Below are 22,152 nucleotides of genomic sequence, written 5' to 3'. Positions count from 1 at the left end.
TGCGCACTTACCCATCTCCCGTGCGGCAGATGTTTGCTTTATGGATGAAGTCTAGCCTTATCCGTCTGTCCCAGGAGCAAAAGATGGCCAATGGTAGTCGTGTAACGGGTTTTGCAGCGTTGCCGATCGTCGGCAGGGTGTTCATCATCTTTGGCATTGTCGGACTGATCGCTTCCGGCGTGCTGGCCATCGTCGAGATGTACGGCCCTCGTACCGCTTCGGCGACAGGCAGGATTGTCGCCGCCGAATACAATCCCCGCATCGAGTTCTCGACCGCCGACGGCACCATCATCCGCTTCAACAATGCCGTCCACAGCTCGTTCTGGGGTGATGGCGACAGCGTCCCTGTCGCTTACGACCCAACCAATCCGCAAAATGCCTCCGTCGACAGCTTCGCCGGACGCTGGTTCCTTGCCGGGCTGGCCGGCATGCTCGGCGGTTTCTCCCTGCTGACCGGCATCGGTCTCGCCGTGATTGGACGGGTGCTTATCCGGCGGATTGGAATGAACCCGTCGCCATAGCCGCCGACCCCTGCCGTACAGACAAAGCTTGGCGTAACGGTCCAGTACGCTAGCGGACTGGCGCAGATGGAAGCACTGGCGAAACGCGGCCGCTTTGCGTATTACTCCGCCGCCATTGGAGCCGTATTGATGTTCGAGACCCTGCAACCTGCCCCGGCCGACAAGATCATCGCCTTGATCGGCCTCTATCGCGCCGATCCGCGCCCCGGCAAGATCGATCTCGGCGTCGGCGTCTACAAGGACCGCGACGGCAGGACGCCGGTCATGCGCGCCCTGCGCGAGGCCGAGAAGCGGTTGCTGCAGGACCAGGACACCAAGACCTATCTCGGCCTTGCCGGCGACACCGGCTTCAACACGGCGATGGTCAAGCTGGCCTTCGGCCCCGCTGCCGACATGACGCGCATCCGCGCCGCGCAAGCGCCTGGCGGTTCCGGCGCGCTGCGGCTGGTGGCGGAGCTGTTGAAGCGGACCCGCCCCGACGCAACCGTCTGGCTGTCGGACCCGACATGGCCGAACCACCCGCCGGTGATGCGCGGGGCCGGCCTCAAGGTGCGCGATTATCCCTATTTCGATGCCGTTTCCGGCGCGGTGCGCTTCCACGAGATGCTGGCAACGCTTGGCGCAGCCGAGCCCGGCGATATCGTGCTGCTGCATGGCTGCTGCCATAACCCGACCGGCGCCAATCTCGATATCGCGCAATGGGCCAGCGTCACCGATCTTGTCGTCGAGCGCGGGCTGTTGCCCTTTGTCGACATTGCCTATCAGGGCTTTGGCGAAGGCCTGGACGCCGATGCGGCCGGCTTGCGCCTTCTCGCGGGCAAGGTGCCTGAAATGGTCGTTGCCTCGAGCTGCTCGAAGAACTTTGCCGTCTACCGCGACCGCGTCGGCGCGGCGATGATCCTGGCGAAGGATAGCGCGCAAGCCGATGTCGCGATGAGCCAGATGCTGGCGGCGGCGCGCGCCATGTATTCGATGCCGCCGGACCACGGCGCCGCCGCCGTGCGCACGGTGCTGGAAGATGATGGCCTTCGCGCCGACTGGGAGGCGGAGCTGGAGGAGATGCGGCTGCGCATGCTGAGGCTGCGGGTCCAGTTCGCCGACGCGCTGCGCCGGCAGTCCAACTCCGACCGCTTCGACTTCATCGCCAGCCATCGCGGCATGTTTTCCAGGCTTGGCCTGACCGAGGCGCAAGTCGAGCGGCTGCGTGCCGAGTGTGGCGTCTACATGGTCGGCGACAGCCGCATCAACGTCGCCGGCCTGCCCGAGGACGGCATGGATGACCTCGCCAAGGCGGTTGTGTCGGTACTCGGCTGAAGCTCGCTGTGGACAATCTCCCCTCTCCGGCTGACGCCGTTGGCCGCACGACAGGCAGCGGGATAGCATTCGCCGCATGAAACCTTCGCGCGACATTTCCCGGCTGATCGAGATCATGGCGGCGCTCAGGGCGCCGAAGACCGGCTGTCCCTGGGACATCGAGCAGGATTTCTCGACCATCGCGCCCTATACGATCGAGGAAGCCTATGAGGTGGCGGACGCCATTGCGCGCGGCGATCTCGACGATCTGCGCGACGAACTCGGCGATCTCCTGCTGCAGGTCGTCTACCACGCGCAGATGGCTGAGGAAGCCGGCGATTTTGCCTTCGGTGATGTGGTCGAGGCCATCACCACCAAGATGATCCGGCGCCATCCGCATGTCTTCGGCGACGAGAAGGCGCGCAGCGCCGGCATGGCAAAGGGCATGTGGGAAAAGATCAAGGCTGAGGAAAAAGCCGAAAAGCGAAGTGCGCGCCTCGCCCGCGGCCTCGACCCCGAAGACCATGGCAAGGGTTACCTGGACAGCGTGCCCGTCGCCCTGCCCGCTTTGACGCGGGCGCTAAAGCTGCAGGAAAAGGCAGCGCGTGTCGGTTTCGACTGGAGCGAGGCAGCACCCATCCTCGACAAGATCGAGGAAGAGATCGGCGAGCTGCGCGAGGCACTGGCTAAGGGCGAAACGGCTGAGATCAAGGACGAATTCGGCGACATGCTGTTTGCCGTCGTCAATCTGGGGCGTCACCTCAAGCTCGATTCGGAAGCGGCGCTTAGCGGCACCAACGAAAAGTTCCGCTCGCGCTTCCACTATGTCGAGCGCGCGATCGATGCATCGGGAAGCACGCTCGAAAAAGCCACGCTGGACGAGATGGAAGTGCTCTGGCAGCAGGCCAAGGGCGTGAAATAATCAGGCTTACTGCCTGTTTTTGCGGTGCAATCGGCTTTCGATCTCTTGCCGGGCGGTGTGCGTGGCCTTGAGTGCGATGGTCGCGCTGCCATCCTCATTGTCTACCCGCGAAACGACGTCGCCATTGCGGTATAGCCAGTCGACAAGGCCGAACTGCGGCGGTTCGATCGTCACCGTCAATTCCTCGAGTTCGCCCGACATCCTGGTCTCGATCAGCGCCTTCAGCGCATCGATGCCTTCGCCGGTGACCGCCGAGATGGCGATCGGCGGCGCCTTGTTGGCGTCAGTGCCGTCGGCGAGCAGGCGCTCCCGGTTGCCGTCGTCGAGAAGGTCGACCTTGTTCCACACTTCGATGACGCGCTTGGCATCGCCGGCATCGACGCCGAGATCGGCGAGAATGCGCTCGACGTCCTCGGCTTGCGCTGCGGTATCCGGATCCGAAATATCGCGCAGGTGGATGACCAGATCGGCCTCGACGACCTCTTCCAGCGTGGCGCGGAAGGCGGCGACCAGATGCGTCGGCAGGTCCGAAATGAAGCCGACTGTGTCCGACAGGATGATCGGCGTGCCGTGCGGCAGGCGCACGCGGCGCAGCGTCGGGTCGAGCGTTGCAAACAGCATGTCTTCGGCCAGCACGTCGGCCCCGGTCAGCCGGTTGAACAGCGTCGACTTTCCGGCATTGGTGTAGCCGACAATCGCCACCACCGGGAACGGCACCTTCTTGCGCTTGGCGCGGTGCAGGTCGCGGGTGCGGCGCACCGTTTCCAGCTCATGCTTGAGCTTGATGATTTTTTCCTGCAGCTGCCGCCGGTCCGACTCGATCTGGGTTTCGCCGGGGCCGCCGAGGAAGCCGGCTCCGCCGCGCTGGCGTTCAAGGTGGGTCCAGCTCCGCACCAGGCGGCCCTTCTGGTAGTTGAGATGGGCAAGTTCGACCTGCAGCGTGCCCTCCTTGGTCCGCGCGCGCTCGCCAAAAATCTCCAGTATCAATCCGGTGCGGTCGAGCACCTTGGCATTCATTTCTTTTTCGAGATTGCGCTGCTGCACCGGCGTCAGCGGATGGTCGACGATGACCACCTCCGCGTGACCCTCTTTGACGATCTCGGCGAATTCCGCGACCTTGCCGCTGCCGAGCAAGGTTGCCGGGCGTGGATCGTTGACGGTGACCACCGCCGTGTGGATCAGATCCAGGTTGATGGCGCGGGCAAGGCCGACCGCTTCGTCGTGGCGCGCATCCGCCGAACGCGTCAGCCGTGGACGGTTCGTTTCGTCATCGTTGCGCTGATGCCGGGTAAGCACCGGCACAATGACAACCGCCCGGGTCGGACCTGTGGCTTCCGTCCCGGAATTATGTGCTGGTTTCCCGCGGACGCCGCGGTCCGCGTCTTTTTCACGTGCCAATCAGGCGCCCTGGCTTTCCTCGCCATCGAACATCTGAACCGGCTGGCTCGGCATGATCGTGGAAATGGCATGCTTGTAGACGAGCTGGGAGTGGCCGTCACGGCGCAGCAGAACACAAAAATTGTCGAAGGAAGTGACCACGCCGGTCAGCTTGACGCCGTTGATGAGAAAGATGGTGAGTGGATTTTTGCTCTTGCGAACAGAATTCAGGAACAGGTCCTGAAGGTTTTGCGATCGTTCCGCCATTGTTCTTGTCTTTCGCCGATCCCCTTCGGTTTGCAGGCTAATGCGCCAAATTAGCGGGCACATGTCAAGCTTGCAAACACCCCCTTGCCGTAACGACAAGCAGAACGAGATATATTGATGTGCAGTCCGTCTGTGCGGTTATCAGGCTGGACTTTTTTCCGCAACGTCAAAAAAGGCTTGCCGCAATGAAAGTGTTATCGAACCGGGGTGCCCATTGGCGACCGCGGCACCGTCGATTGCCACGACCGGCATGGCGATTGTCGTTGCCGAACTGATGAAAGCTTCTCGCGCAGCCTTGGCTTCAGTGACTGAAAAACCGCGCTCCTCGATCGTCAACCCGAGCTTTGCCGCCACTTCGAACATGGTCGTGCGGGTGATGCCGCGCAGGATGCCATGCTCCGCCGGCCGGGTGACCAGAACGCCGTCCCTTGTAACGATCCAGGCGTTGGACGAGCCGCCCTCCTTGACGTTGCCATCGGTGTCGACGAACCAGGCCTCCTGGGCGCCGGCCTCCTTGGCCTTCTGCTTGGCCAGTACGTTGGGCAGCAGGCCGGTGCTCTTGATGTCGACCCGGTCCCAACGGTTTTCCGGCACGGTGATGACCTTGATGCCCGCCTCCGCTCGCTTGGCGGCCGCCGCCGGGTCGGCCTTTCTGGCCGTAATCACCAGCGATGACGGTGTATCGGCGGGGAAAACGAAGTCGCGGCTGGCAACACCGCGCGTAACCTGGACATAGACCAGGCCGTTGACGACGTGGTTGCGCCGGACGATTTCGCGCAGAAGAAGCGGCAGCACACCCTTGGTGACCGGCCAGTCGATCGACAATTCGCTAAGGGAGCGGCTCAGCCGGGCAAGATGGCGCGGCATGTCGACGATAAAGCCCTGCGCCACCTCGCAGACCTCGTAGACGCCGTCGGCGAATTGATAGCCGCGATCCTCGATATGCACGGCAGCGTCGGCATGGGCGACATAGCGCCCGTTCACATAGGCAATGCGCGGCATGGGTGATCCCTCAGAAAAGTCCCGGTTTTTCTATGCGATTCCGCCGCTGCCGTAACCGGCAATTGAATGGGCCACAGCCCGCTGGACCAACAACAACGGGGGTCAGACCCCCAGCGACTTCAGTTTCCGGTGCAGCGCCGAGCGCTCCATGCCGATGAATTCGGCCGTCTTCGAGATGTTGCCGCCGAAACGGTTGATCTGGGCGATCAGATAGTCCTTCTCGAACTGTTCGCGCGCCTCGCGCAGCGGCAGCGCCATGATGTGCTGGTCGGACTGGTTCGGCGTGCGCGGCATGACATCGCCGATCTCCGACGGCAACAGGTCGGCGGTGATCGGCGCATCGATATCGTCGCCACGCGCCAGGATCATCAGCCGTTCGACATTGTTGCGCAGCTGGCGGACATTGCCCGGCCAGTTGTGCGCCTGCAGCACGGCAAGCGCATCGTCGCCGATGCGGCGCGGCTTGATGCCGGCCTGGCGAGCGATCTGCTTCATGAAATTGTCGACGAGATAGGGAATGTCCTCTCGCCGCTCGGCCAGGCCCGGCACCATGACCGGAACCACCGCCAGGCGATGATAGAGGTCTTCGCGAAAACGGCCGTCGGCGATCATCGCCTCCAGGTTCTGCGAGGTCGAGGAGATGATGCGGACGTCGACCTTGACCCGCTTGGTGCCGCCGACCCGCTCGAACTGCTGTTCGACCAGCACGCGCAAAATCTTGTTCTGCGTCTCGCGCGGCATGTCGGCCACTTCGTCGATGTAGAGAATGCCGCGGTGCGCCTCTTCAAGCGCGCCGACCTTGCGCTCGGTGCCGTTCGATTCGGTACCGAACAGCTCGATCTCCATGCGCTCGGGCGTGATGTTGGCCGCGCTCAGCGTCACGAACGGCGCGCCCTTGCGCGTCGACAGCGTGTGGATGGCGCGCGCGGCGAGCTCCTTGCCCGAGCCGGACGGACCGATGATCATGACGCGGCTGTTGGTCGGCGCCACGCGCTCGATGGTCTGGCGCAGCTGGCTCATCGCCGACGACATGCCGATCAGGTCGAAGGTTTCGCCGCTGCGCTGCTTGAGGTCGGACACCTCGCGCCGCAATTTCGAGGTTTCGAGCGCCCGCTCGGCGATCAGGATCAGCCTGTCGGCCTTGAACGGCTTCTCGATGAAATCATAGGCGCCGCGGCGGATGGCCGACACCGCTGTCTCGATATTGCCGTGGCCGGAGATCATCACCACCGGCAGGCTCGGATGCATCGTCTTGATCTCGTCGAGCAGCGCCAGCCCGTCCAGGCGCGAGCCCTGCAACCAGATGTCGAGGAAAATCAGCCGCGGCGCCCGGTCGGCGATTGCCGCGAGCGCGCTGTCGGCATCGAATGCCGTGCGGGTTTCATGCCCTTCGTCGCTCAATATGCCCGCGACGAGTTCACGGATGTCTTCCTCGTCATCGACGATGAGAATATCAGACGCCATTACCGACCTTTTCAGTTTCTCGTTCGTGTTCCGTTTCGCCTTGACCGCGTGGCGGCGCGGTTGCGGCAGCTGGCGGCAGGATGATCGAGATCATCGCGCCGCGTCCACCGTGGAAATCCGCGGGCGCATCGTGCAATTCGAGCCGCCCGCCATGGTCCTCCACGATCTTCTTGACGATGGCGAGACCGAGCCCGGTGCCCTTCTCGCGCGTCGTCATGTAGGGCTCGAGCAGCCTTTGGCGGTTCTCGCGCGGCAAGCCTTTGCCATTGTCGATGACGTCGATTCTGATCGCGCCATTCTGCCGGGCAGCTTGAATCCGGATTATGCCGTGCGAACCGTCCTTTTGTTCCAGCCCGTCAATCGCCTCGGCCGCGTTCTTGATGACGTTGCCGAAAGCCTGCGCCATCAATCGGCTATCGAACGTGCCCTTGAGCGGTTCGTTGCCGAACACGCGTTCGAAAGCAATGTCGGCGCGGCTGACTTCGACCAGGAACGACGCCTCGCGCAGCGATTCACGCAGATCGATGGCTTTCATCTCGGGCTTGGGCATGCGGGCGAAAGCCGAGAACTCGTCGACCATGCGGCCGATATCCTCGACCTGCCGGATGATCGTGTCGGTGCACTGGTCGAAAATCTCGCGGTCCTCGGTGATGACCTTGCCGAAGCGTCGCTTGATGCGCTCGGCCGAGAGCTGGATCGGCGTCAGCGGGTTCTTGATTTCATGTGCGATACGCCGCGCCACATCCGCCCAGGCCGACGAGCGCTGTGCCTGGACCAGATCGGTGATGTCGTCGACAGTCACGACGTAGGATTTCTCCTCCTCGCCGTCGTCGCCGGCCTCGATGGTGATCTGCACGTTGAAGGTACGCTCGGCGCCGGTGCGATAGAAGGTGACCTGCTCGCGATAGACCGGCTTGCCGGATTTGCGGCCGATCTCGAAGACACGGCCGACATGCGGTAGCACGGCGGACAGGTTCTGCCCCAGCGCCGCCGTGGCCGATATGGCCAGCATCGTTTCGGCCGATTTGTTGACGATGGAGACGATGCCGTAGGGATCGACGCCGATGACGCCGGCGGTGACGCCGGCCAGCACCGCTTCCGAGAAACGACGCCGTTCGTCGATCAAATCCTTGGCCGACAGGATCTCGTTGCGCTGCGATTTAAGCTCCAGCAGCATCTTGTTGAACGTATCGCCAAGCGAGGCGACATCGCCGTCGGAAGGCCGTACCGGCACGGCGACATCGAGATTGCCGGTCGCAACCTCGTCAGCCGCGCCGATGAGTTGACGGATGGGCCGCACCAGACGGTCGGCCACCGCTATGCCGGTCCAGATGGCCGACAGGATGATGATCAGCGTCAGTGACAGATAGGGCAGCGCGAACGCCACCTGCGACGTCCGCCTGTTGTCTTCCAGGCCGCGATATTCGGCGGTGTTGGACTGGACGATCGCCCTCGCCTTGATCACTTCGGGGTCGACCAGGCGATTGGTGTAGAGGTAGAGGCCTTCGATCTCCCGCAGCTTGATGATGGCGCCCATGATGTTGCGCGTCTTCGGCTCGATCAGCACCGGTTTGCCGTCGGCCGCGGCGCTGACCGCGCCCTCCGGCGGTGGCGGCATAGAGAAATCCGCATCGGTCTTCGCGCTCATGACAAAGGAGCCGTCTTCCCTGACCAGCGCCGCATGCACCAGGCTCCTGCCCACGGCTTCCTTGTTCATCAGGTCGAGAAAGCCGGTTCGATCGAGGCCGTAAAGCGTGCGCGAGGCGTCGAGATCATAGGCCATCGACAGCGTCGTGCCCTGAAGATTACGAGCGTTTTCCTGCACATAGGCGTCGGCGATCGACAGCGACGAGTTGACGATCGCCTTGGTGCGGATTTCGAACCAGCGGTCGAGGCCGATATCGAGCGTGATCGAGGCAATGATGGCCACCATGATGGCGGGGATGGCCGCGACCAGCGCAAACATCGTCACGATGCGCACATGCAGCCGTGACGCCGCCTTGCCGTGCCGGCGCGCCATGGTGATGCGATGCACCTCGCGGCCGACCAGAGCAATCAGCGCCAGCACAAATAAGGCATTGGCCGCAATCAGCGTCAGCGTTGTGTTTGCGTCTGGCGTGATCGGCGTGGCGCCGACAAGAATCGCAAACGAGATTGCCGCCGTAACCAGCGCGCCGGCAATTGCCACAACGCCAGGCAACGCAAGCAGCCGCCGTCCATCCCTCTGGCCGGGTCTGCTGAAAAGCGGTTCGTTTGATGTGAGAGCTTGCGAAGCCATGTCGCCGTCTAAGAGCCAGTGATTGCGTTGGATGTATGCAACGCATTGTGGCGATTATGCAACAAGTGTGGCCGTGACGGAAATCTTTCGGCCGCCGATCCCCTGAAAAGGGGATGACCTCGCGTCACTTCGGGCAGCAGGCGCTCATGATCTCGACGATTTGTACACGTTGACACCCAGCTCGCGAATCTTCTTGCGCAACGTGTTGCGGTTGAGGCCCAGCAGTTCGGCGGCCTTGATCTGGTTGCCGCGGGTTGCCGTCATCGAGGCAAGGACCAGCGGATATTCGACCTCCGACAAGATGCGTTGATAGAGACCTGCCGGCGGCAAATCACCGGCAAAAGAGGCGAAATAGCGCTGCAGGAAGTGCTCCACCGCCTGGCCGATGGACAGATCGTCCGGGATCAAATTGCCGCCGCCGGGAATGACCGGCCTTTCGCCTGTCTTCAGTTCGGCCTCGATGATCTCGGCTGATATTTCGTCCTGCGAATAGAGCGCCGCAAGCCGGCGCACCAGGTTTTCCAGCTCGCGCACGTTTCCCGGCCACGGATAGCGCTTCATCAATTCGATGCCGCCGGTCGAAATGCGCTTGGTCTGCAAGCCTTCGCTGGCGCCGATCTTGAAGAAATGCCGCACCAGATCGGGAATGTCTTCCGATCTCTCACGCAAGCCAGGCAGCCGAAGCGGCACGACATTCAGGCGATAGAACAGATCCTCGCGGAAAAGCCCCTGGTTGATCAGCGTGCGCAGATCCTTGTTGGTGGCGGCGACGATGCGCACATCGGTCTTGATCGGGGTGCGCCCGCCGACAGTGGTGTATTCGCCTTGCTGCAGCACGCGCAGCAGCCGCGTCTGCGCCTCCATTGGCATGTCGCCGATCTCGTCGAGGAACAGCGTGCCGCCCTCGGCCTGCTCGAAGCGGCCTGTCGAGCGGTTCTGTGCGCCGGTGAAGGCACCCTTCTCATGACCGAACAGTTCCGATTCGATGAGGTCGCGCGGGATTGCCGCCATGTTGATGGCGACGAACGGACCGCCTCGGCGGCGGCCATATTCGTGCAGCGCGCGCGCCACCAATTCCTTGCCGGTGCCGGACTCGCCCGAGATCATCACCGTCAGATCGGTCTGCATCATGCGCGCCAGCATGCGGTAGATGTCCTGCATGGCGGCCGAGCGGCCGACCAGCGGCATGGCGTCAGGCTGTTCTTCCGGTCGCGTATCGATCTTCGGTCGGCGCGGCTCTGACAGCGCACGATTGACGATGTTGAGCAGCTCGGTCAGGTCGAACGGCTTCGGCAGATATTCATAAGCACCTGTTTCGGAAGCACGAATCGCCGTCATGAAAGTGTTTTGCGCGCTCATCACGATGACCGGCAGCTCCGGCCGGGCCTTCTTGATGCGGGGCAGCATGTCGAAGGCGTTCTCGTCCGGCATGACAACGTCGGTGATCACCAGATCGCCCTCGCCCGCCGCCACCCAGCGCCACAGCGTCGAGGCGTTGGAGGTCACGCGCACCTCATGGCCGACGCGCGACAGCGCCTGATTGAGCACGGTGCGGATGGCCGCATCGTCGTCGGCGACGAGAATATTGCCGCGAACCGTCATTTGCGGTCTCCTTCGCCTTCATCATCGGCAGTGTCGATGGGTGTTTCTTTCCAGGCCGGCATCAGGATTCGGAAGGTGGTGCCGCGCGGCGTCGAATCGCATTCGATGATGCCGCCATGCTCGCCGACGATTTTCGCCACCAGCGCCAGGCCGAGCCCCGAGCCGTTCGGCTTGGTGGTGATGAACGGATCGAACAGGATCGGCAGAATGTCTTCCGAAACGCCCGAACCATTGTCGCGCACGCAGAATTCAAGCGGCAGCGACACGCGGTCCTGGGTTCCGGGAACGGACACGCGGATGCCCGGCCTGAACGCGGTCGACAGCACGATCTCCCCCTGTGGGTCGCCGCCGATGGCCTCGGCGGCGTTCTTGACCAGGTTGAGGAACACCTGGATCAGTTGGTCGCGGTTGGCGAAAACCGGAGGCAATGATGGATCATAGTCCTCCATTATCCTGATTCTCTTGGCAAAACCGTTCTTCGCGATTGCCTTCACATGGTCCAGCACGACATGGATGTTGACAGGATAGCGGTCAATCGGCCGCTCGTCGGAAAACACTTCCATGCGGTCGACGAGGGAGACTATGCGATCAGTCTCGTCAGTGATGAGGCGGGTCAGCGCGCGATCCTCGTCGGACGCCGAGAGTTCGAGCAGCTGTGCGGCGCCACGAATGCCGGACAGCGGGTTCTTGATCTCATGCGCCAGCATGGCGGCAAGGCCGGTGACCGAACGCGCGGCACCCCTGTGTGTCATCTGCCGGTCGATCTTGTCGGCCATCGAGCGTTCCTGGAACATCACCACGATCGAGCCTGGGAATTCCGGCACCGGCGCGACATAGAGATCGACGACCTTCTCGATGCCGAGACGCGGCGACGACACGTCGACACGGTATTCGTTGACCGGCGCACGGCGCTCGCGCACCTGATCGACCAGCTGCAGCAACGGGCTGCCGAACGGGATCAGCTTGGACAGTGTGTTGCGGGCAAGCATGTTGGCACTTGAACGGAAGAAGTCTTCCGCATCGGCATTGGCGTAGGTGATGAACCCGTCCGGATCGACCATGATGACCGGACGGCGGATGGTGTTCAGCACGATACTGGCGGCATCCGCCATGTCGGAGCTCGGTGTGACGGTGGCGTTCATGCGGCGCTCCGCAAGGGCGTGGCTTCGCCGGAAAACACCTCATGCAGCAAGGCAATGACGCGGGCGGGTTCGAAAGAGGTGAGGATGGCTTTCCGCCGCTCATCGGAAACGCCAGCAGCGTGGCGGTCGAGATACCAGCCGAGATGCTTGCGCGCCTGGCGCAAGCCGCTTTCGACGCCGTAAAGCGTCAGCATGTCCTCGTAGTGGGAAACGATGTAGTCGGCCATGGCTTGCGGGCTTTCCGGCACGCCGGAGAGCGCGTCGCCCGCAGCCGTCGCCGCAATGCGGCCCGCCGTCCATGGCGCGCCATAATGGGCACGACCGATCATCACCGCGTCGGCGCCCGACTGTTCAAGGATTTCGGCGGCCTCCGCGGGCGAGCCCACATCGCCGTTGGCGACGACCGGGATCGAGACGGCGTCCTTGATGCGGGCGATGGCGCCCCAATCGGCCTTGCCTTGATAAAACTGGCAGCGCGTGCGCCCATGCACGGTCACCATTTTAACACCGGCCTCTTCGGCGCGGCGCGCCAAAACGGGTGCATTGAGCGCATTGTCGTCCCAGCCGAGCCGCATCTTGACCGTGACCGGCACCTGGACCGCGCCGATCACCGCTTCGATCAGCGACAGCGCATGGTCGAGATCGCGCATCAGCGCCGAGCCGGCATAGCCGCCGGTCACCTTCTTGGCCGGGCAGCCCATATTGATGTCGATGATGTCGGCGCCCTCGCCGGCAGCGATGCGCGCGCCCTCGGCCATGTGCTCGGCCTCGCGGCCGGCAAGCTGAACCATATGGACGGGCAGCCCGGAATGACGGATGCGCAGGTCGCATCCGACCCTGCCCTTGGCAAGCTCGCCGCTCGCCACCATTTCCGACACGACCAGGCCCGCGCCATGCGCGTCGGCGCGCTGCCGGAACGGCTCGTCCGTTATTCCCGACATGGGCGCGAGGAAGACGCGGTTGCGGATCGTCACGCCGCCAACGTCGAGCGGCGAAGCCAATTTTGTCACTTCAGGCATGCACAAAAACCAAGCATATCGGATTGCTGCACATTCTCTAGCCATAAGAAAGGCATTGTGCAACGCGCAATGACGTCACATTGCGGCGCATTTGGGAAAATGCTGGCCTTCGCCATAAGCCGCGACTAAGCCTCTCGGCATGACAGACGCAAGCGAAAAACCGGCCGAGGCGACGACCGACAAGGTCGGCTTGGTCATCGTTGCAGCCGGCCGCGGCGCGCGTGCCGGACAGGCCGACGGGCCGAAGCAATATCAGCGCATCGGCGGCCGTGCCGTTATCGCGCGCACGCTGGAGACGTTCCTGGCGCATCCCAAAATTGGCCCCGTCGTCGTCGCCATCCATGCCGATGACCGCGCGCTTTTCGACAAGGCAGCCGGCCTGTATGCCGAGCGGGTTACCGCCGTGGTCGGTGGCGAGTCGCGCCAGGCATCGGTCCGGCTCGGCCTGCTGGCGCTGAGGGACCGTACGCCCGGCCGTGTCCTTGTCCATGACGCGGTGCGGCCCTTTGTCGACGCGGCCCTGATCGACCGTACCATCGCCGCCATTGGCGAGCGGCAGGGCGCGCTGCCCGCTTTGCCCGTCGCCGATACGCTGAAGCGCGAGTCGACGACCGGCATGATCGAAGAGACGGTGCCAAGGGCCGGCCTTCATGCCGCCCAGACGCCGCAAGGCTTTCCGTTCTGGCCGTTGCTCGCCGCGCATGAAAAGGCCCATCATCTCGGCAAGGCGGATTTCACCGACGATGCCGCGATCGCCGAATGGGCGGATATTCCGGTAAAAATCGTCGAGGGGTCGCCGGACAATGTCAAATTGACCTGGGCAAGGGATATCGCGATGGCGGATCAACGGCTTACTGGCGAGCGTTTTCCAGACATTCGCACCGGCAATGGCTATGACGTGCACGCCTTCGAGGCCGGCGACCATGTCACCCTGTGCGGCGTCGCCATTCCGCACGGCAAGAAGCTTTCCGGCCATTCGGATGCCGATGTCGGCCTGCACGCGCTGACCGATGCGCTGCTCGCCACTTGCGGCGCCGGCGACATCGGCACGCATTTCCCGCCTTCCGATCCGCAATGGAAGGGCGCGGCGTCAAAGAACTTCGTCGAGCATGCGGCCAGGTTGGTGCGCGAACGCGGCGGCCGCATCGCCAATGCCGACATCACGCTGATCTGCGAGGCGCCGCGCGTCGGCCCGCATCGCGGGGCCATGACCAATGCGCTGTCGGCGATGCTGGGCATTTCCAGCGATCGCATCTCGATCAAGGCGACGACGAACGAGAAACTCGGCTTTGTCGGCCGCGAGGAAGGCATCGCCGCCATCGCCACCGCCAGTGTCGTCTTCCCCGGGGAGGTTCCCGCATGAACAACAGCGATCTTGCCAACGCCCTGCTCCAGGTCTGCCAGCAACGCGGCATCATGCTGGCGACGGCCGAGAGCTGCACCGGCGGCATGATCATCTCGGCACTGACCGACATTGCCGGCTCGTCCGCTGTCGTCGATCGCGGCCTCATCACCTATTCCGATGAAGCAAAGATGGAGATGCTCGGCGTCTCGCCCGCCACACTCGAGGCGCATGGCGCCGTCTCGCGCGAAACGGTTCTGGAGATGGCGGAGGGCGCTCTGGCCCGCTCGCGCGCCGGGCTTGCGCTTGCCGTCACCGGCATTGCCGGCCCAGGCGGCGGCTCGCCGGAAAAACCGGTCGGCCTCGTCTGGTTCGGAGTTGCCCTAAGAGGTGGGCCGGTGGCTGCCGAGCTCAATATGTTTGCCGACATTGGCCGCGACTTCATCCGCCGCGAGACGGTCAAGCATGCGCTGGAGATCGGCCTGCGCGCGCTCGGCGACACTCATGAGATGGGCGTCGTTCCGTAGATGACGTCCGCACGTTTTTCGAAGGCTTCGGAAAACATGCGGAAGGCGCGATCGAACATGGTGCCCATCAACACGCCGAGGATACGGCTCTTGAACTCGTAGTCGATGAAGAAGCGAACGTTGCAGCCGCCGCCGTCGGCCGGCTCGAAGCGCCAGATATTGCTGAGATATTTGAACGGCCCATCGATGTATTTGACGTCGATTGTGTTCTCGTCCGGCTTCAGCAGCACCTGCGTCGTAAAGGTCTCGCGGATCGCCTTGTAGCCGATGCTCATATCGGCGAGGAGAATGGTGCGGCGATCACGCTCCTTGCGAGAGCGCACCGTCAGCGCCTCGCACAGCGGCAGAAATTGCGGATAGGTCTCGATATCGGCGACCAGCGCAAACATCTGCTCCGGCGTGTGGGCAACGCGGCGTGTGGCTTCGAATTTCGGCATTGAAGCAGGATTTAACTGGCTTTTTTGAGCTGCGCCTCACGCGCCGCCCGCAGCCTGGCGAAATCGTCACCGGCATGATGCGAGGAGCGCGTCAGCGGGCTCGACGCCACCAGCAGGAAACCCTTGGTCTTGCCGATAGTCGCGAAGGAGCTGAATTCCTCCGGCGTGACGAAGCGGATCACCGGGTGGTGCTTCTTCGACGGCTGCAGATACTGGCCAATGGTCATGAAGTCGACATTGGCCGAGCGCAGGTCATCCATCAGCTGCAGGATCTCGTTGCGCTCTTCGCCGAGGCCGACCATGATGCCGGACTTGGTGAAGATCGACGGATCGAGCTCCTTGACCCGCTGCAACAGCCGGATCGAGTGGAAATAGCGGGCACCCGGCCGCACCGTCAGGTAGTTCGACGGCACGGTTTCGAGATTGTGGTTGAAGACATCGGGCTTGGCCGCCACGACGATCTCCAGCGCGCCTTCCTTGCGCAGGAAATCGGGCGTCAGGATTTCGATCGTGGTCAGAGGTGTCGCTGCCCGGATCGCCCGGATAACCTCGGCGAAATGCTGCGCGCCGCCATCGGCGAGATCGTCGCGGTCGACCGAGGTGATGACGACATGGGTCAGCCCCATCTGCTTGACGGCATGCGCGACACGCGCCGGCTCATCGGCATCGAGCGCGGTCGGAATGCCGGTGGCGACATTGCAGAAGGCGCAGGCGCGCGTGCAGATCTCGCCCATGATCATGAAGGTGGCGTGCTTCTTTTCCCAGCACTCGCCGATATTGGGGCAGCCGGCCTCTTCGCACACCGTGACCAGCTTGTGCGACTTCACGATCTCGCGAGTTTCGGCATAGCCCTTCGACATCGGCGCCTTGACGCGGATCCAGTCGGGTTTGCGCAGCACGTCCTGATCAGGCTTGTGTGCCTTCTCGGGGTGCCGCAGGCGCGGCGCGTTGGCGATCGTGTCGAGAACAGTGACCATCTCAAACCTGACTTGTTGGCGTCTGCCCGTCGGCATTCGCCCTTCTGGCGTCATCTAGGACTTTTCGGTGCAAAGAAAAAGGCTGCGGCGGCGCATGCCGCCACAGCCTTTTTCGCATAGCGGGGATCCAGAGCAATTCCAGGAAAAGTGTGACACGGTTTTCCGTCCGGAATTGCGTCAGAAGAACGAGATAAAACGGCGAGCCGTTTTATCGGCGAATGAGCCGCCCGGCAAAGATCAGCAGGCAGGCGCCGATGAAGCCGGTGATCAGGTAGGCGAGCCAGCCGACACCGAAGGGTTCGATGTTGAGCGCCCTGAGAATTGCGTTCAGCACCACCGCGCCGACAATGCCCATAATGATGTTCATCAAGACGCCGGTATTGCTCTTCATGACCATCTCGGCCAGCCACCCGGCCAAACCGCCGATGATGATGGCCGCAATCCAGCCCACGCCATTCACGTCCATATGCCAACTCCTCCAGTGTCAGGTGAAAATGCATCCGGAAACGAACTGTCTTGCCGTAAGGTTCCTCCGGCGCATGCGTCTGAGTCTCGCGGCACCAATTTATCACGCGTTGAGCGCACGGCCATAGGCATCGAGCACGCTTTCCTTCATCATCTCCGACAGCGTCGGATGCGGGAAGATGGTGTGCATCAGCTCTTCCTCGGTGGTCTCCAGGTTCATCGCCACGACAAAGCCCTGGATCAGCTCCGTCACCTCGGCGCCGACCATATGCGCGCCGAGCAGCTGGCCGGTCTTCTTGTCGAAGATGGTCTTGATGAAGCCCTGGTCCTCGCCAAGCGCGATCGCCTTGCCGTTGGCGCCGAACTGGAAACGGCCGACGCGGATGTCCTTGCCTTCGGCCTTCGCCTTGGCTTCGGTGAGCCCGACCGAGGCGACCTGCGGGTTGCAATAGGTGCAGCCCGGGATCTTCAGCTTGTCTGTCGCATGCACGCCGGGGAAATTGGCGATCTTCTCGATGCAGACCACGCCTTCATGCTCGGCCTTGTGGGCGAGCATCGGCGGTCCGGCGACATCGCCGATAGCGTAGATGCCGGGAACGTTGGTCTTGCCATAGCCGTCAATGACGACGCAGCCGCGATCGGTCTTCACGCCGAGCGTCTCGAGGCCGAGATTATCGATGTTGCCCTGCACGCCGACGGCCGAGATCATGCGGTCGGCGGTGATCTTCTCGACCTTGCCGTCCTTCATCTCGACATGGGCGGTGATCGAGTTGGCACCCTTCTCGACCTTGGTCACCTTGGCCTCGAGGATGATTTTCATGCCCTGCTTCTCGAACTGCTTCTGCGCGAATTTCGAGACCTCGGCATCCTCGACCGGCATCACCGCCGGCAACAGCTCGACCACCGTCACCTCGGCGCCCATGGTGCGGTAGAAGGAGGCGAACTCGATGCCGATGGCGCCCGAACCCATGACCAGCAGCGACTTCGGCATCTCCTTCGGCACCATCGCCTCGAAATAGGTCCAGATCAGCTTGCCGTCCGGCTCGATGCCGGGCAGCGCGCGCGGCCGGGCGCCGGTGGCGAGAATAATGTGCTTGGCGGTATAGGTGCCCTCGCCCTTGACGCCCTTGGGCACCGGCGGCTGCGGCTCCATCGGTTTCTTGGCCGTCTTGGAGACGACGATCTCACCGGGCTTGGAGAGCTTGGCCTCGCCCCAGATAACGTCGACCTTGTTCTTCTTCATCAGGAAGGCGACGCCGCCATTGAGCCTCAACGACACTTTGCGCGAGCGGTCGACGACAGCGGCCGTGTCGGCGCTGACCTTGCCGCCTTCGAGCTTCAGGCCGTAGTCCTTCAGATGATCGGAATAGTGCATGATCTCGGCCGAGCGCAGCAGCGCCTTGGTCGGGATGCAGCCCCAGTTGAGGCAGATGCCGCCGAGATGCTCGCGCTCGACGATGGCAGTCTTGAAGCCGAGCTGGGCGGAGCGCACCGCCGTGACATAGCCGCCGGGGCCCGAGCCGATGATTATGACGTCGTAGGATTCTGCCACGGGGTTTCTCCCTGATTTTCTCTAGAGTTCCAGCATCACACGCACCAATGGCGCCAATGCGTCACCTATATTGCGCGTGTTTTCGGCATCGAGATGGACCCCGTCGATCGGTGTGGTCTCGGCCACCGTGCCGGCATCGAAAAAGCCGCAGCCGGCCTCGTCGGCGAGCGCGGAATATTGCGGCGCCAGCCGCTTCGAGGCCTCGTCGCCGCCGGCAAACATTTCCTTGAATTCGGCATTGTCGGTGCGGCTGACCGCTGGTGGCGCGACGATCAGGATTTGCGGCGCGGCCCAGTCGAACGGATAATCGTGGCCGCGCACGATGTCGATCAGCCGCTGCACCCCCTGCTTGGCCGCGACCGGATTGCCGTGGATCCAGGGCTTCATGTCGTTGGCGCCGAGCATGACGATGATCAGGTCGAGCGGCGCATGGCTGGTCAGGATCGTCGGCAGCACCTTGGCGCCATTGCGGTCGGCACCAGCCAGGTGATCGTCGAAAGCCGTGGTGCGGCCGTTCAGACCTTCGGCAATGACTTCGATATCATCGTCGCCCAACGCCGCCTTGAGCACGCTCGGCCAGCGATCTTCCAGCGCATGACGCCCGAGGCTCGCCGCGTCATAGCCCCAGGTCAGGGAATCGCCGTAGCAGAGGATCGTCTTCATGCACCCGCACCCGCCTCCGCCCTAAGCCCGCGCCGCACGCGCCATCCCACGAACAGCCACTGCACGATAACCGTGGCGATGCTTGGCAAAAACAGACCGGCGACAACGGGGAGATCGCCCGACCACTGGGCTTTGCCAGGCGGCTGCGAGAAGGTCCAGGCAATCAGCCCGATTCCGGCCAGCACGAACAACGAAACCCCAACAAGCCCCGTCAGGTTTATCGCCCTTTGCGGGTTTGGCACGAACTGCGCGATGAAAAACGCCACGGTCGCAACGATGGTGACCAGCGCCGAAACCATGAAGACCAGGATGTATTCGGAATTCGCATTGGTGACGATTGCCAGCCACAGCGCCACCAGCCCGCCGGCCAGGCCGGAAAGGATCAGGGCGAAAAGGCTGGTGACGAATTTCCGCACAGCCTTTCCTTCCTAGACCAGCATGCCCATCGGGTTTTCGATCATGCGCTTGAAGGCGACCAGAAGTTCGGCGCCGAGCGCACCGTCGACGGCGCGGTGATCGGTCGACAGCGTCACCGACATGATATTGGCGATTTTGATCTCGCCATTCTTGACCACCGGCCGCTGCTCGCCCGCACCCACCGCCAGGATCGTCGCATGCGGCGGGTTGATGACGGCGGCAAAGTCCTTGATGCCGAACATGCCGAGATTGGAGACAGCCGTCGTGCCGCCTTGATATTCCTCAGGCTTCAGCTTGCGGCTGCGGGCACGGCTCGCCAGATCCTTCATCTCGTTGGAGATAGTGGACAGCGTCTTTTCGTCGGCGTGGCGGATGATCGGCGTGATCAGGCCGCCGGGGATCGACACGGCAACGCCGACATCGGCGTGCTTGTGCTTGACCATGGCGCTTTCGGTCCACGATGCATTGGCATCCGGCACCGCCATCAGCGCCATCGCCATCGCCTTGATCACCATGTCGTTGACCGAGAGTTTGTAGACGGGAGCCTCGCCCTTGTCGGTCTTCTTCGTCGGAGCAGCCGCATTGATCTGTGTGCGCAGCGCCAGCAGCGCATCGAGCTCGCAGTCGAGCGTCAGGTAGAAATGCGGGATGGTTGTCTTGGCCTCGACCAGGCGGCGCGCAATGGTCTTGCGCATATTGTCGTGCGGGACGAGCTCATAGGACCCTTCGGCAAACAGCTTCAGCACCTGTTCGTCCGACATCGCCTTGGGTGCCGCAGCCGGAGCCGCAGGTGCCGGAGCGCCGGCAGGTGCGGCTTTCGCGGCCGGTGCAGCCTTGGCGCCACCGCCGGCAATCGCCGCCTCGACATCGGCCTTGACGACACGGCCATGCGGGCCGGTGCCGGTTACGGCGGACACGTCGACTCCGGCATCCTTGGCGATGCGACGAGCCAGCGGCGAAGCGAAGGTGCGCTCGCCTGACGATTGGCTGATCTCCCCCCTTGTGGGGGAGATGGCCGGCAGGCCAGAGGGGGGCGCGACAGACTGAGAGGTCGGCGGGGCAGCGCCCCCCTCTGTCGACTTCGTCGACATCTCCCCCACGGGTGGGGAGATTGACGCCTTATCCTGCTTGGCATCGGCTTTCGCGGGCGCGGCATCGCCACCACCCTTTGCCGCCGCCCCTGCATCCTCGCCTTCGCCGGCGAGAATGGCGATCAGCGCATTGACCTTGACGCCTTCGGTGCCGGCCGGAACGACCAGCTTGGCGACCGTGCCCTCATCGACGGCCTCGACTTCCATCGTCGCCTTGTCGGTCTCGATCTCGGCGATCACGTCGCCCGGCGAAACCTTGTCGCCTTCCTTGACCAGCCACTTGGAAAGATTGCCCTCTTCCATCGTGGGCGACAGCGCCGGCATGGTGATGTTGATTGGCATGATGTCCTCCCGACCGGCTCAGCGATACGTGACGGCTTTGACGGCCTCGATGACCTCGCCGACATTGGGCAAGGCCAGCTTTTCGAGGTTCGCCGCATAAGGCATCGGCACGTCCTTGCCGGCGATGGTGATGACCGGCGCATCGAGGAAGTCAAAGGCGCGCTGCGAAACCTGGTTGGCGATGTGGTCGCCGACCGAACTTTGCGGGAAACCTTCTTCGACCACGATCAAGCGGTTGGTCTTCTTCACCGAGGCAATGACGGTGTCGAGGTCGAGCGGACGGATGGTCCTGAGATCGATGATCTCGGCATCGATGCCCATGCCGCGCAGTTCGGCTTCCGCCTTGATGGCGTAGGTCATGCCGATGCCGAACGAGACGATGGTGACGTCCTTGCCCTGCTTGTGAATGCGCGCCTTGCCGATCGGCAGCACGAAATCATCGAGCTTCGGCACGTCGAAGGACTGGCCGTAGAGGATTTCGTTTTCAAGGAAGATGACCGGGTTCGGATCGCGGATCGCCGCCTTGAGCAGGCCCTTGGCGTCGGCAGCCGTGTACGGCATCACCACCTTTAGCCCGGGAATATGGCTGTACCAGGCGGCATAGCACTGCGAATGCTGGGCGCCGACGCGGGCGGCCGCACCGTTCGGTCCGCGGAACACGATCGGTGCGCCCATCTGGCCGCCCGACATATAGAGCGTCTTGGCCGCGGAGTTGATGATCTGGTCGATCGCCTGCATGGCGAAGTTGAAGGTCATGAACTCGACGATCGGCTTCAGGCCGGCCATCGCCGCACCGACGCCGACGCCGGCAAAGCCGTGCTCGGTGATCGGCGTGTCGACGACGCGGCGCGGCCCGAATTCCTGCAGCAGCCCTTGCGTGATCTTGTAGGCGCCCTGGTATTCCGCGACCTCCTCGCCCATGACGAAGACATCGCCGTCGCGGCGCATTTCCTCGGCCATGGCATCGCGCAAGGCCTCGCGCACCGTAGTCGAGATCATCTCGGTGCCGGCGGGAATATCCGGATCGGCGGCAGGTTTGGCTGCCGGAGCGGCGGGAACTGCCTTCGGAGCCTCGCCGGCATCCTGGGGAGCCGCCTTTGAGCCTTCCTCGGCTGCATCGGTCCGCTGACCGCCAGCGGAAATGGCATCCTGGGTGGAGGCAGGCTTGCCGCTCTTTTCGACGTCGCCTGCACTTTCCCCGTCCTGCAGCAACACGGCGATCACCGCATTGACCTTGACGCCTTCGGTGCCGGCGGGAACCACGATCTTGCCGATCGTGCCTTCATCGACGGCTTCGACTTCCATGGTCGCCTTGTCGGTTTCGATCTCGGCGATGACATCACCGGCGACGACCTTGTCGCCCTCGTTCTTCAACCACTTGGAAAGATTGCCCTCTTCCATGGTCGGCGAGAGAGCGGGCATGAGAATTTCGATCGGCATGTCCTTGCCCTC

The 22,152-nt window shown here is 63.1% G+C and carries 21 protein-coding genes; 5 read left to right on the top strand and 16 right to left on the bottom strand.

The annotated features are described in order from the left end of the window. Positions 1 to 83 precede the first annotated feature (83 nt). The 3 genes from X726_RS159450 (at position 84) to mazG (ending at position 2,736) form a co-directional block, all read left to right on the top strand. Positions 84 to 521: a DUF3592 domain-containing protein gene (locus X726_RS159450; protein ID WP_198031481.1), complete on the top strand. Its 438-nt coding sequence runs from the start codon at positions 84 to 86 to the stop codon at positions 519 to 521. A 129-nt stretch (positions 522 to 650) separates the two neighbouring features. Next, the gene (locus X726_RS159455) at positions 651 to 1,835 is read left to right on the top strand and encodes an amino acid aminotransferase (protein ID WP_023668933.1); all 1,185 of its coding nucleotides are present in this window, start codon (positions 651 to 653) and stop codon (positions 1,833 to 1,835) included. Between the two features lie 76 nt (positions 1,836 to 1,911). Further along, a complete protein-coding gene (gene mazG, locus X726_RS159460) occupies positions 1,912 to 2,736 on the top strand; it encodes a nucleoside triphosphate pyrophosphohydrolase (protein WP_023668932.1) in 825 nt (274 codons plus the stop codon). Between the two features lie 6 nt (positions 2,737 to 2,742). Here mazG and hflX read toward each other — a convergent pair whose 3' ends face one another. The 8 genes from hflX to dusB form a co-directional block, all read right to left on the bottom strand. After that, the gene (hflX, locus tag X726_RS159465; protein ID WP_023668931.1) at positions 2,743 to 4,134 is read right to left on the bottom strand and encodes a GTPase HflX; all 1,392 of its coding nucleotides are present in this window, start codon (positions 4,132 to 4,134) and stop codon (positions 2,743 to 2,745) included. Then, positions 4,135 to 4,380, bottom strand: coding sequence for an RNA chaperone Hfq (gene hfq / locus X726_RS159470; RefSeq protein ID WP_006202172.1), 246 nt, complete (start codon positions 4,378 to 4,380; stop codon positions 4,135 to 4,137). A 141-nt stretch (positions 4,381 to 4,521) separates the two neighbouring features. Next, positions 4,522 to 5,382: a D-amino-acid transaminase gene (locus X726_RS159475; protein ID WP_023668930.1), complete on the bottom strand. Its 861-nt coding sequence runs from the start codon at positions 5,380 to 5,382 to the stop codon at positions 4,522 to 4,524. A 102-nt stretch (positions 5,383 to 5,484) separates the two neighbouring features. Continuing rightward, entirely contained in the window at positions 5,485 to 6,846 is a 1,362-nt protein-coding gene (locus X726_RS159480) for a sigma-54 dependent transcriptional regulator (protein ID WP_023668929.1), read from the bottom strand. Further along, positions 6,836 to 9,124, bottom strand: coding sequence for a PAS domain-containing sensor histidine kinase (locus tag X726_RS159485; protein ID WP_023668928.1), 2,289 nt, complete (start codon positions 9,122 to 9,124; stop codon positions 6,836 to 6,838). The genes X726_RS159480 and X726_RS159485 overlap by 11 nt, the downstream gene beginning before the upstream one ends. Positions 9,125 to 9,268: 144 nt before the next feature. After that, complete coding sequence (ntrC, locus tag X726_RS159490; RefSeq protein WP_023668927.1) at positions 9,269 to 10,726, bottom strand: nitrogen regulation protein NR(I); 1,458 nt, start codon at positions 10,724 to 10,726, stop codon at positions 9,269 to 9,271. Further along, positions 10,723 to 11,868 (bottom strand): nitrogen regulation protein NR(II), encoded by a 1,146-nt coding sequence (locus X726_RS159495; protein ID WP_023668926.1) that lies wholly within the window; start codon positions 11,866 to 11,868, stop codon positions 10,723 to 10,725. The genes ntrC and X726_RS159495 overlap by 4 nt, the downstream gene beginning before the upstream one ends. Continuing rightward, complete coding sequence (gene dusB, locus X726_RS159500; protein WP_023668925.1) at positions 11,865 to 12,887, bottom strand: tRNA dihydrouridine synthase DusB; 1,023 nt, start codon at positions 12,885 to 12,887, stop codon at positions 11,865 to 11,867. Before dusB ends, X726_RS159495 begins: the two co-directional genes overlap by 4 nt. 139 nt (positions 12,888 to 13,026) lie before the next feature. On the opposite strand from dusB, the gene X726_RS159505 reads away from it, so the two are divergent. Beyond that, complete coding sequence (locus X726_RS159505; RefSeq protein ID WP_023668924.1) at positions 13,027 to 14,250, top strand: bifunctional 2-C-methyl-D-erythritol 4-phosphate cytidylyltransferase/2-C-methyl-D-erythritol 2,4-cyclodiphosphate synthase; 1,224 nt, start codon at positions 13,027 to 13,029, stop codon at positions 14,248 to 14,250. Next, the gene (locus X726_RS159510) at positions 14,247 to 14,756 is read left to right on the top strand and encodes a CinA family protein (protein WP_023668923.1); all 510 of its coding nucleotides are present in this window, start codon (positions 14,247 to 14,249) and stop codon (positions 14,754 to 14,756) included. The genes X726_RS159505 and X726_RS159510 overlap by 4 nt, the downstream gene beginning before the upstream one ends. Here X726_RS159510 and X726_RS159515 read toward each other — a convergent pair. From X726_RS159515 to X726_RS159550, 8 genes are all read right to left on the bottom strand, one after another. Then, positions 14,732 to 15,193 (bottom strand): type II toxin-antitoxin system RatA family toxin, encoded by a 462-nt coding sequence (locus tag X726_RS159515; RefSeq protein ID WP_023668922.1) that lies wholly within the window; start codon positions 15,191 to 15,193, stop codon positions 14,732 to 14,734. The two genes, X726_RS159510 and X726_RS159515, sit on opposite strands and share 25 nt — an antisense overlap. Before the next feature lie 11 nt (positions 15,194 to 15,204). Beyond that, a complete protein-coding gene (gene lipA, locus X726_RS159520) occupies positions 15,205 to 16,170 on the bottom strand; it encodes a lipoyl synthase (RefSeq protein ID WP_023668921.1) in 966 nt (321 codons plus the stop codon). Positions 16,171 to 16,378: 208 nt separating this feature from the next. Next, on the bottom strand, positions 16,379 to 16,636 hold the full coding sequence (locus X726_RS159525; protein WP_023668920.1) for a GlsB/YeaQ/YmgE family stress response membrane protein: 258 nt from the start codon (positions 16,634 to 16,636) through the stop codon (positions 16,379 to 16,381). 102 nt (positions 16,637 to 16,738) lie between these two features. Next, complete coding sequence (gene lpdA / locus X726_RS159530; RefSeq protein WP_023668919.1) at positions 16,739 to 18,187, bottom strand: dihydrolipoyl dehydrogenase; 1,449 nt, start codon at positions 18,185 to 18,187, stop codon at positions 16,739 to 16,741. Between the two features lie 21 nt (positions 18,188 to 18,208). After that, positions 18,209 to 18,850 (bottom strand): SGNH/GDSL hydrolase family protein, encoded by a 642-nt coding sequence (locus tag X726_RS159535; protein WP_023668918.1) that lies wholly within the window; start codon positions 18,848 to 18,850, stop codon positions 18,209 to 18,211. Next, positions 18,847 to 19,266: a hypothetical protein gene (locus X726_RS159540; RefSeq protein WP_023668917.1), complete on the bottom strand. Its 420-nt coding sequence runs from the start codon at positions 19,264 to 19,266 to the stop codon at positions 18,847 to 18,849. The genes X726_RS159535 and X726_RS159540 overlap by 4 nt, the downstream gene beginning before the upstream one ends. A 12-nt stretch (positions 19,267 to 19,278) precedes the next feature. After that, positions 19,279 to 20,700, bottom strand: coding sequence for a pyruvate dehydrogenase complex dihydrolipoamide acetyltransferase (locus X726_RS159545; protein ID WP_023668916.1), 1,422 nt, complete (start codon positions 20,698 to 20,700; stop codon positions 19,279 to 19,281). A gap of 18 nt (positions 20,701 to 20,718) precedes the next feature. Further along, positions 20,719 to 22,140: a pyruvate dehydrogenase complex E1 component subunit beta gene (locus tag X726_RS159550; protein WP_023668915.1), complete on the bottom strand. Its 1,422-nt coding sequence runs from the start codon at positions 22,138 to 22,140 to the stop codon at positions 20,719 to 20,721. Between the last annotated feature and the right edge of the window lie 12 nt (positions 22,141 to 22,152).

This window comes from Mesorhizobium sp. LSJC285A00 (assembly GCF_000503155.1).
In the GTDB taxonomy this organism is placed as follows: Bacteria; Pseudomonadota; Alphaproteobacteria; order Rhizobiales; family Rhizobiaceae; genus Mesorhizobium.
This window is presented reverse-complemented; position numbering and strand designations above follow the sequence as displayed.

Bases quoted from the DNA above. Each gene is read 5' to 3' on its own strand.
- mazG (WP_023668932.1), top strand. From the start codon at position 1,912: ATGAAACCTTCGCGCGACATTTCCCGGCTGATCGAGATCATGGCGGCG.
- X726_RS159495 (WP_023668926.1), bottom strand. From the start codon at position 11,868: ATGAACGCCACCGTCACACCGAGCTCCGACATGGCGGATGCCGCCAGT.
- X726_RS159550 (WP_023668915.1), bottom strand. From the start codon at position 22,140: ATGCCGATCGAAATTCTCATGCCCGCTCTCTCGCCGACCATGGAAGAG.
- X726_RS159525 (WP_023668920.1), bottom strand. From the start codon at position 16,636: ATGGACGTGAATGGCGTGGGCTGGATTGCGGCCATCATCATCGGCGGT.
- X726_RS159455 (WP_023668933.1), top strand. From the start codon at position 651: ATGTTCGAGACCCTGCAACCTGCCCCGGCCGACAAGATCATCGCCTTG.
- X726_RS159485 (WP_023668928.1), bottom strand. From the start codon at position 9,124: ATGGCTTCGCAAGCTCTCACATCAAACGAACCGCTTTTCAGCAGACCC.
- X726_RS159475 (WP_023668930.1), bottom strand. From the start codon at position 5,382: ATGCCGCGCATTGCCTATGTGAACGGGCGCTATGTCGCCCATGCCGAC.
- X726_RS159545 (WP_023668916.1), bottom strand. From the start codon at position 20,700: ATGCCAATCAACATCACCATGCCGGCGCTGTCGCCCACGATGGAAGAG.
- lipA (WP_023668921.1), bottom strand. From the start codon at position 16,170: ATGGTCACTGTTCTCGACACGATCGCCAACGCGCCGCGCCTGCGGCAC.
- ntrC (WP_023668927.1), bottom strand. From the start codon at position 10,726: ATGACGGTTCGCGGCAATATTCTCGTCGCCGACGACGATGCGGCCATC.
- hfq (WP_006202172.1), bottom strand. From the start codon at position 4,380: ATGGCGGAACGATCGCAAAACCTTCAGGACCTGTTCCTGAATTCTGTT.
- X726_RS159505 (WP_023668924.1), top strand. From the start codon at position 13,027: ATGACAGACGCAAGCGAAAAACCGGCCGAGGCGACGACCGACAAGGTC.
- X726_RS159510 (WP_023668923.1), top strand. From the start codon at position 14,247: ATGAACAACAGCGATCTTGCCAACGCCCTGCTCCAGGTCTGCCAGCAA.
- X726_RS159480 (WP_023668929.1), bottom strand. From the start codon at position 6,846: ATGGCGTCTGATATTCTCATCGTCGATGACGAGGAAGACATCCGTGAA.
- X726_RS159535 (WP_023668918.1), bottom strand. From the start codon at position 18,850: ATGAAGACGATCCTCTGCTACGGCGATTCCCTGACCTGGGGCTATGAC.
- dusB (WP_023668925.1), bottom strand. From the start codon at position 12,887: ATGCCTGAAGTGACAAAATTGGCTTCGCCGCTCGACGTTGGCGGCGTG.
- X726_RS159450 (WP_198031481.1), top strand. From the start codon at position 84: ATGGCCAATGGTAGTCGTGTAACGGGTTTTGCAGCGTTGCCGATCGTC.
- X726_RS159515 (WP_023668922.1), bottom strand. From the start codon at position 15,193: ATGCCGAAATTCGAAGCCACACGCCGCGTTGCCCACACGCCGGAGCAG.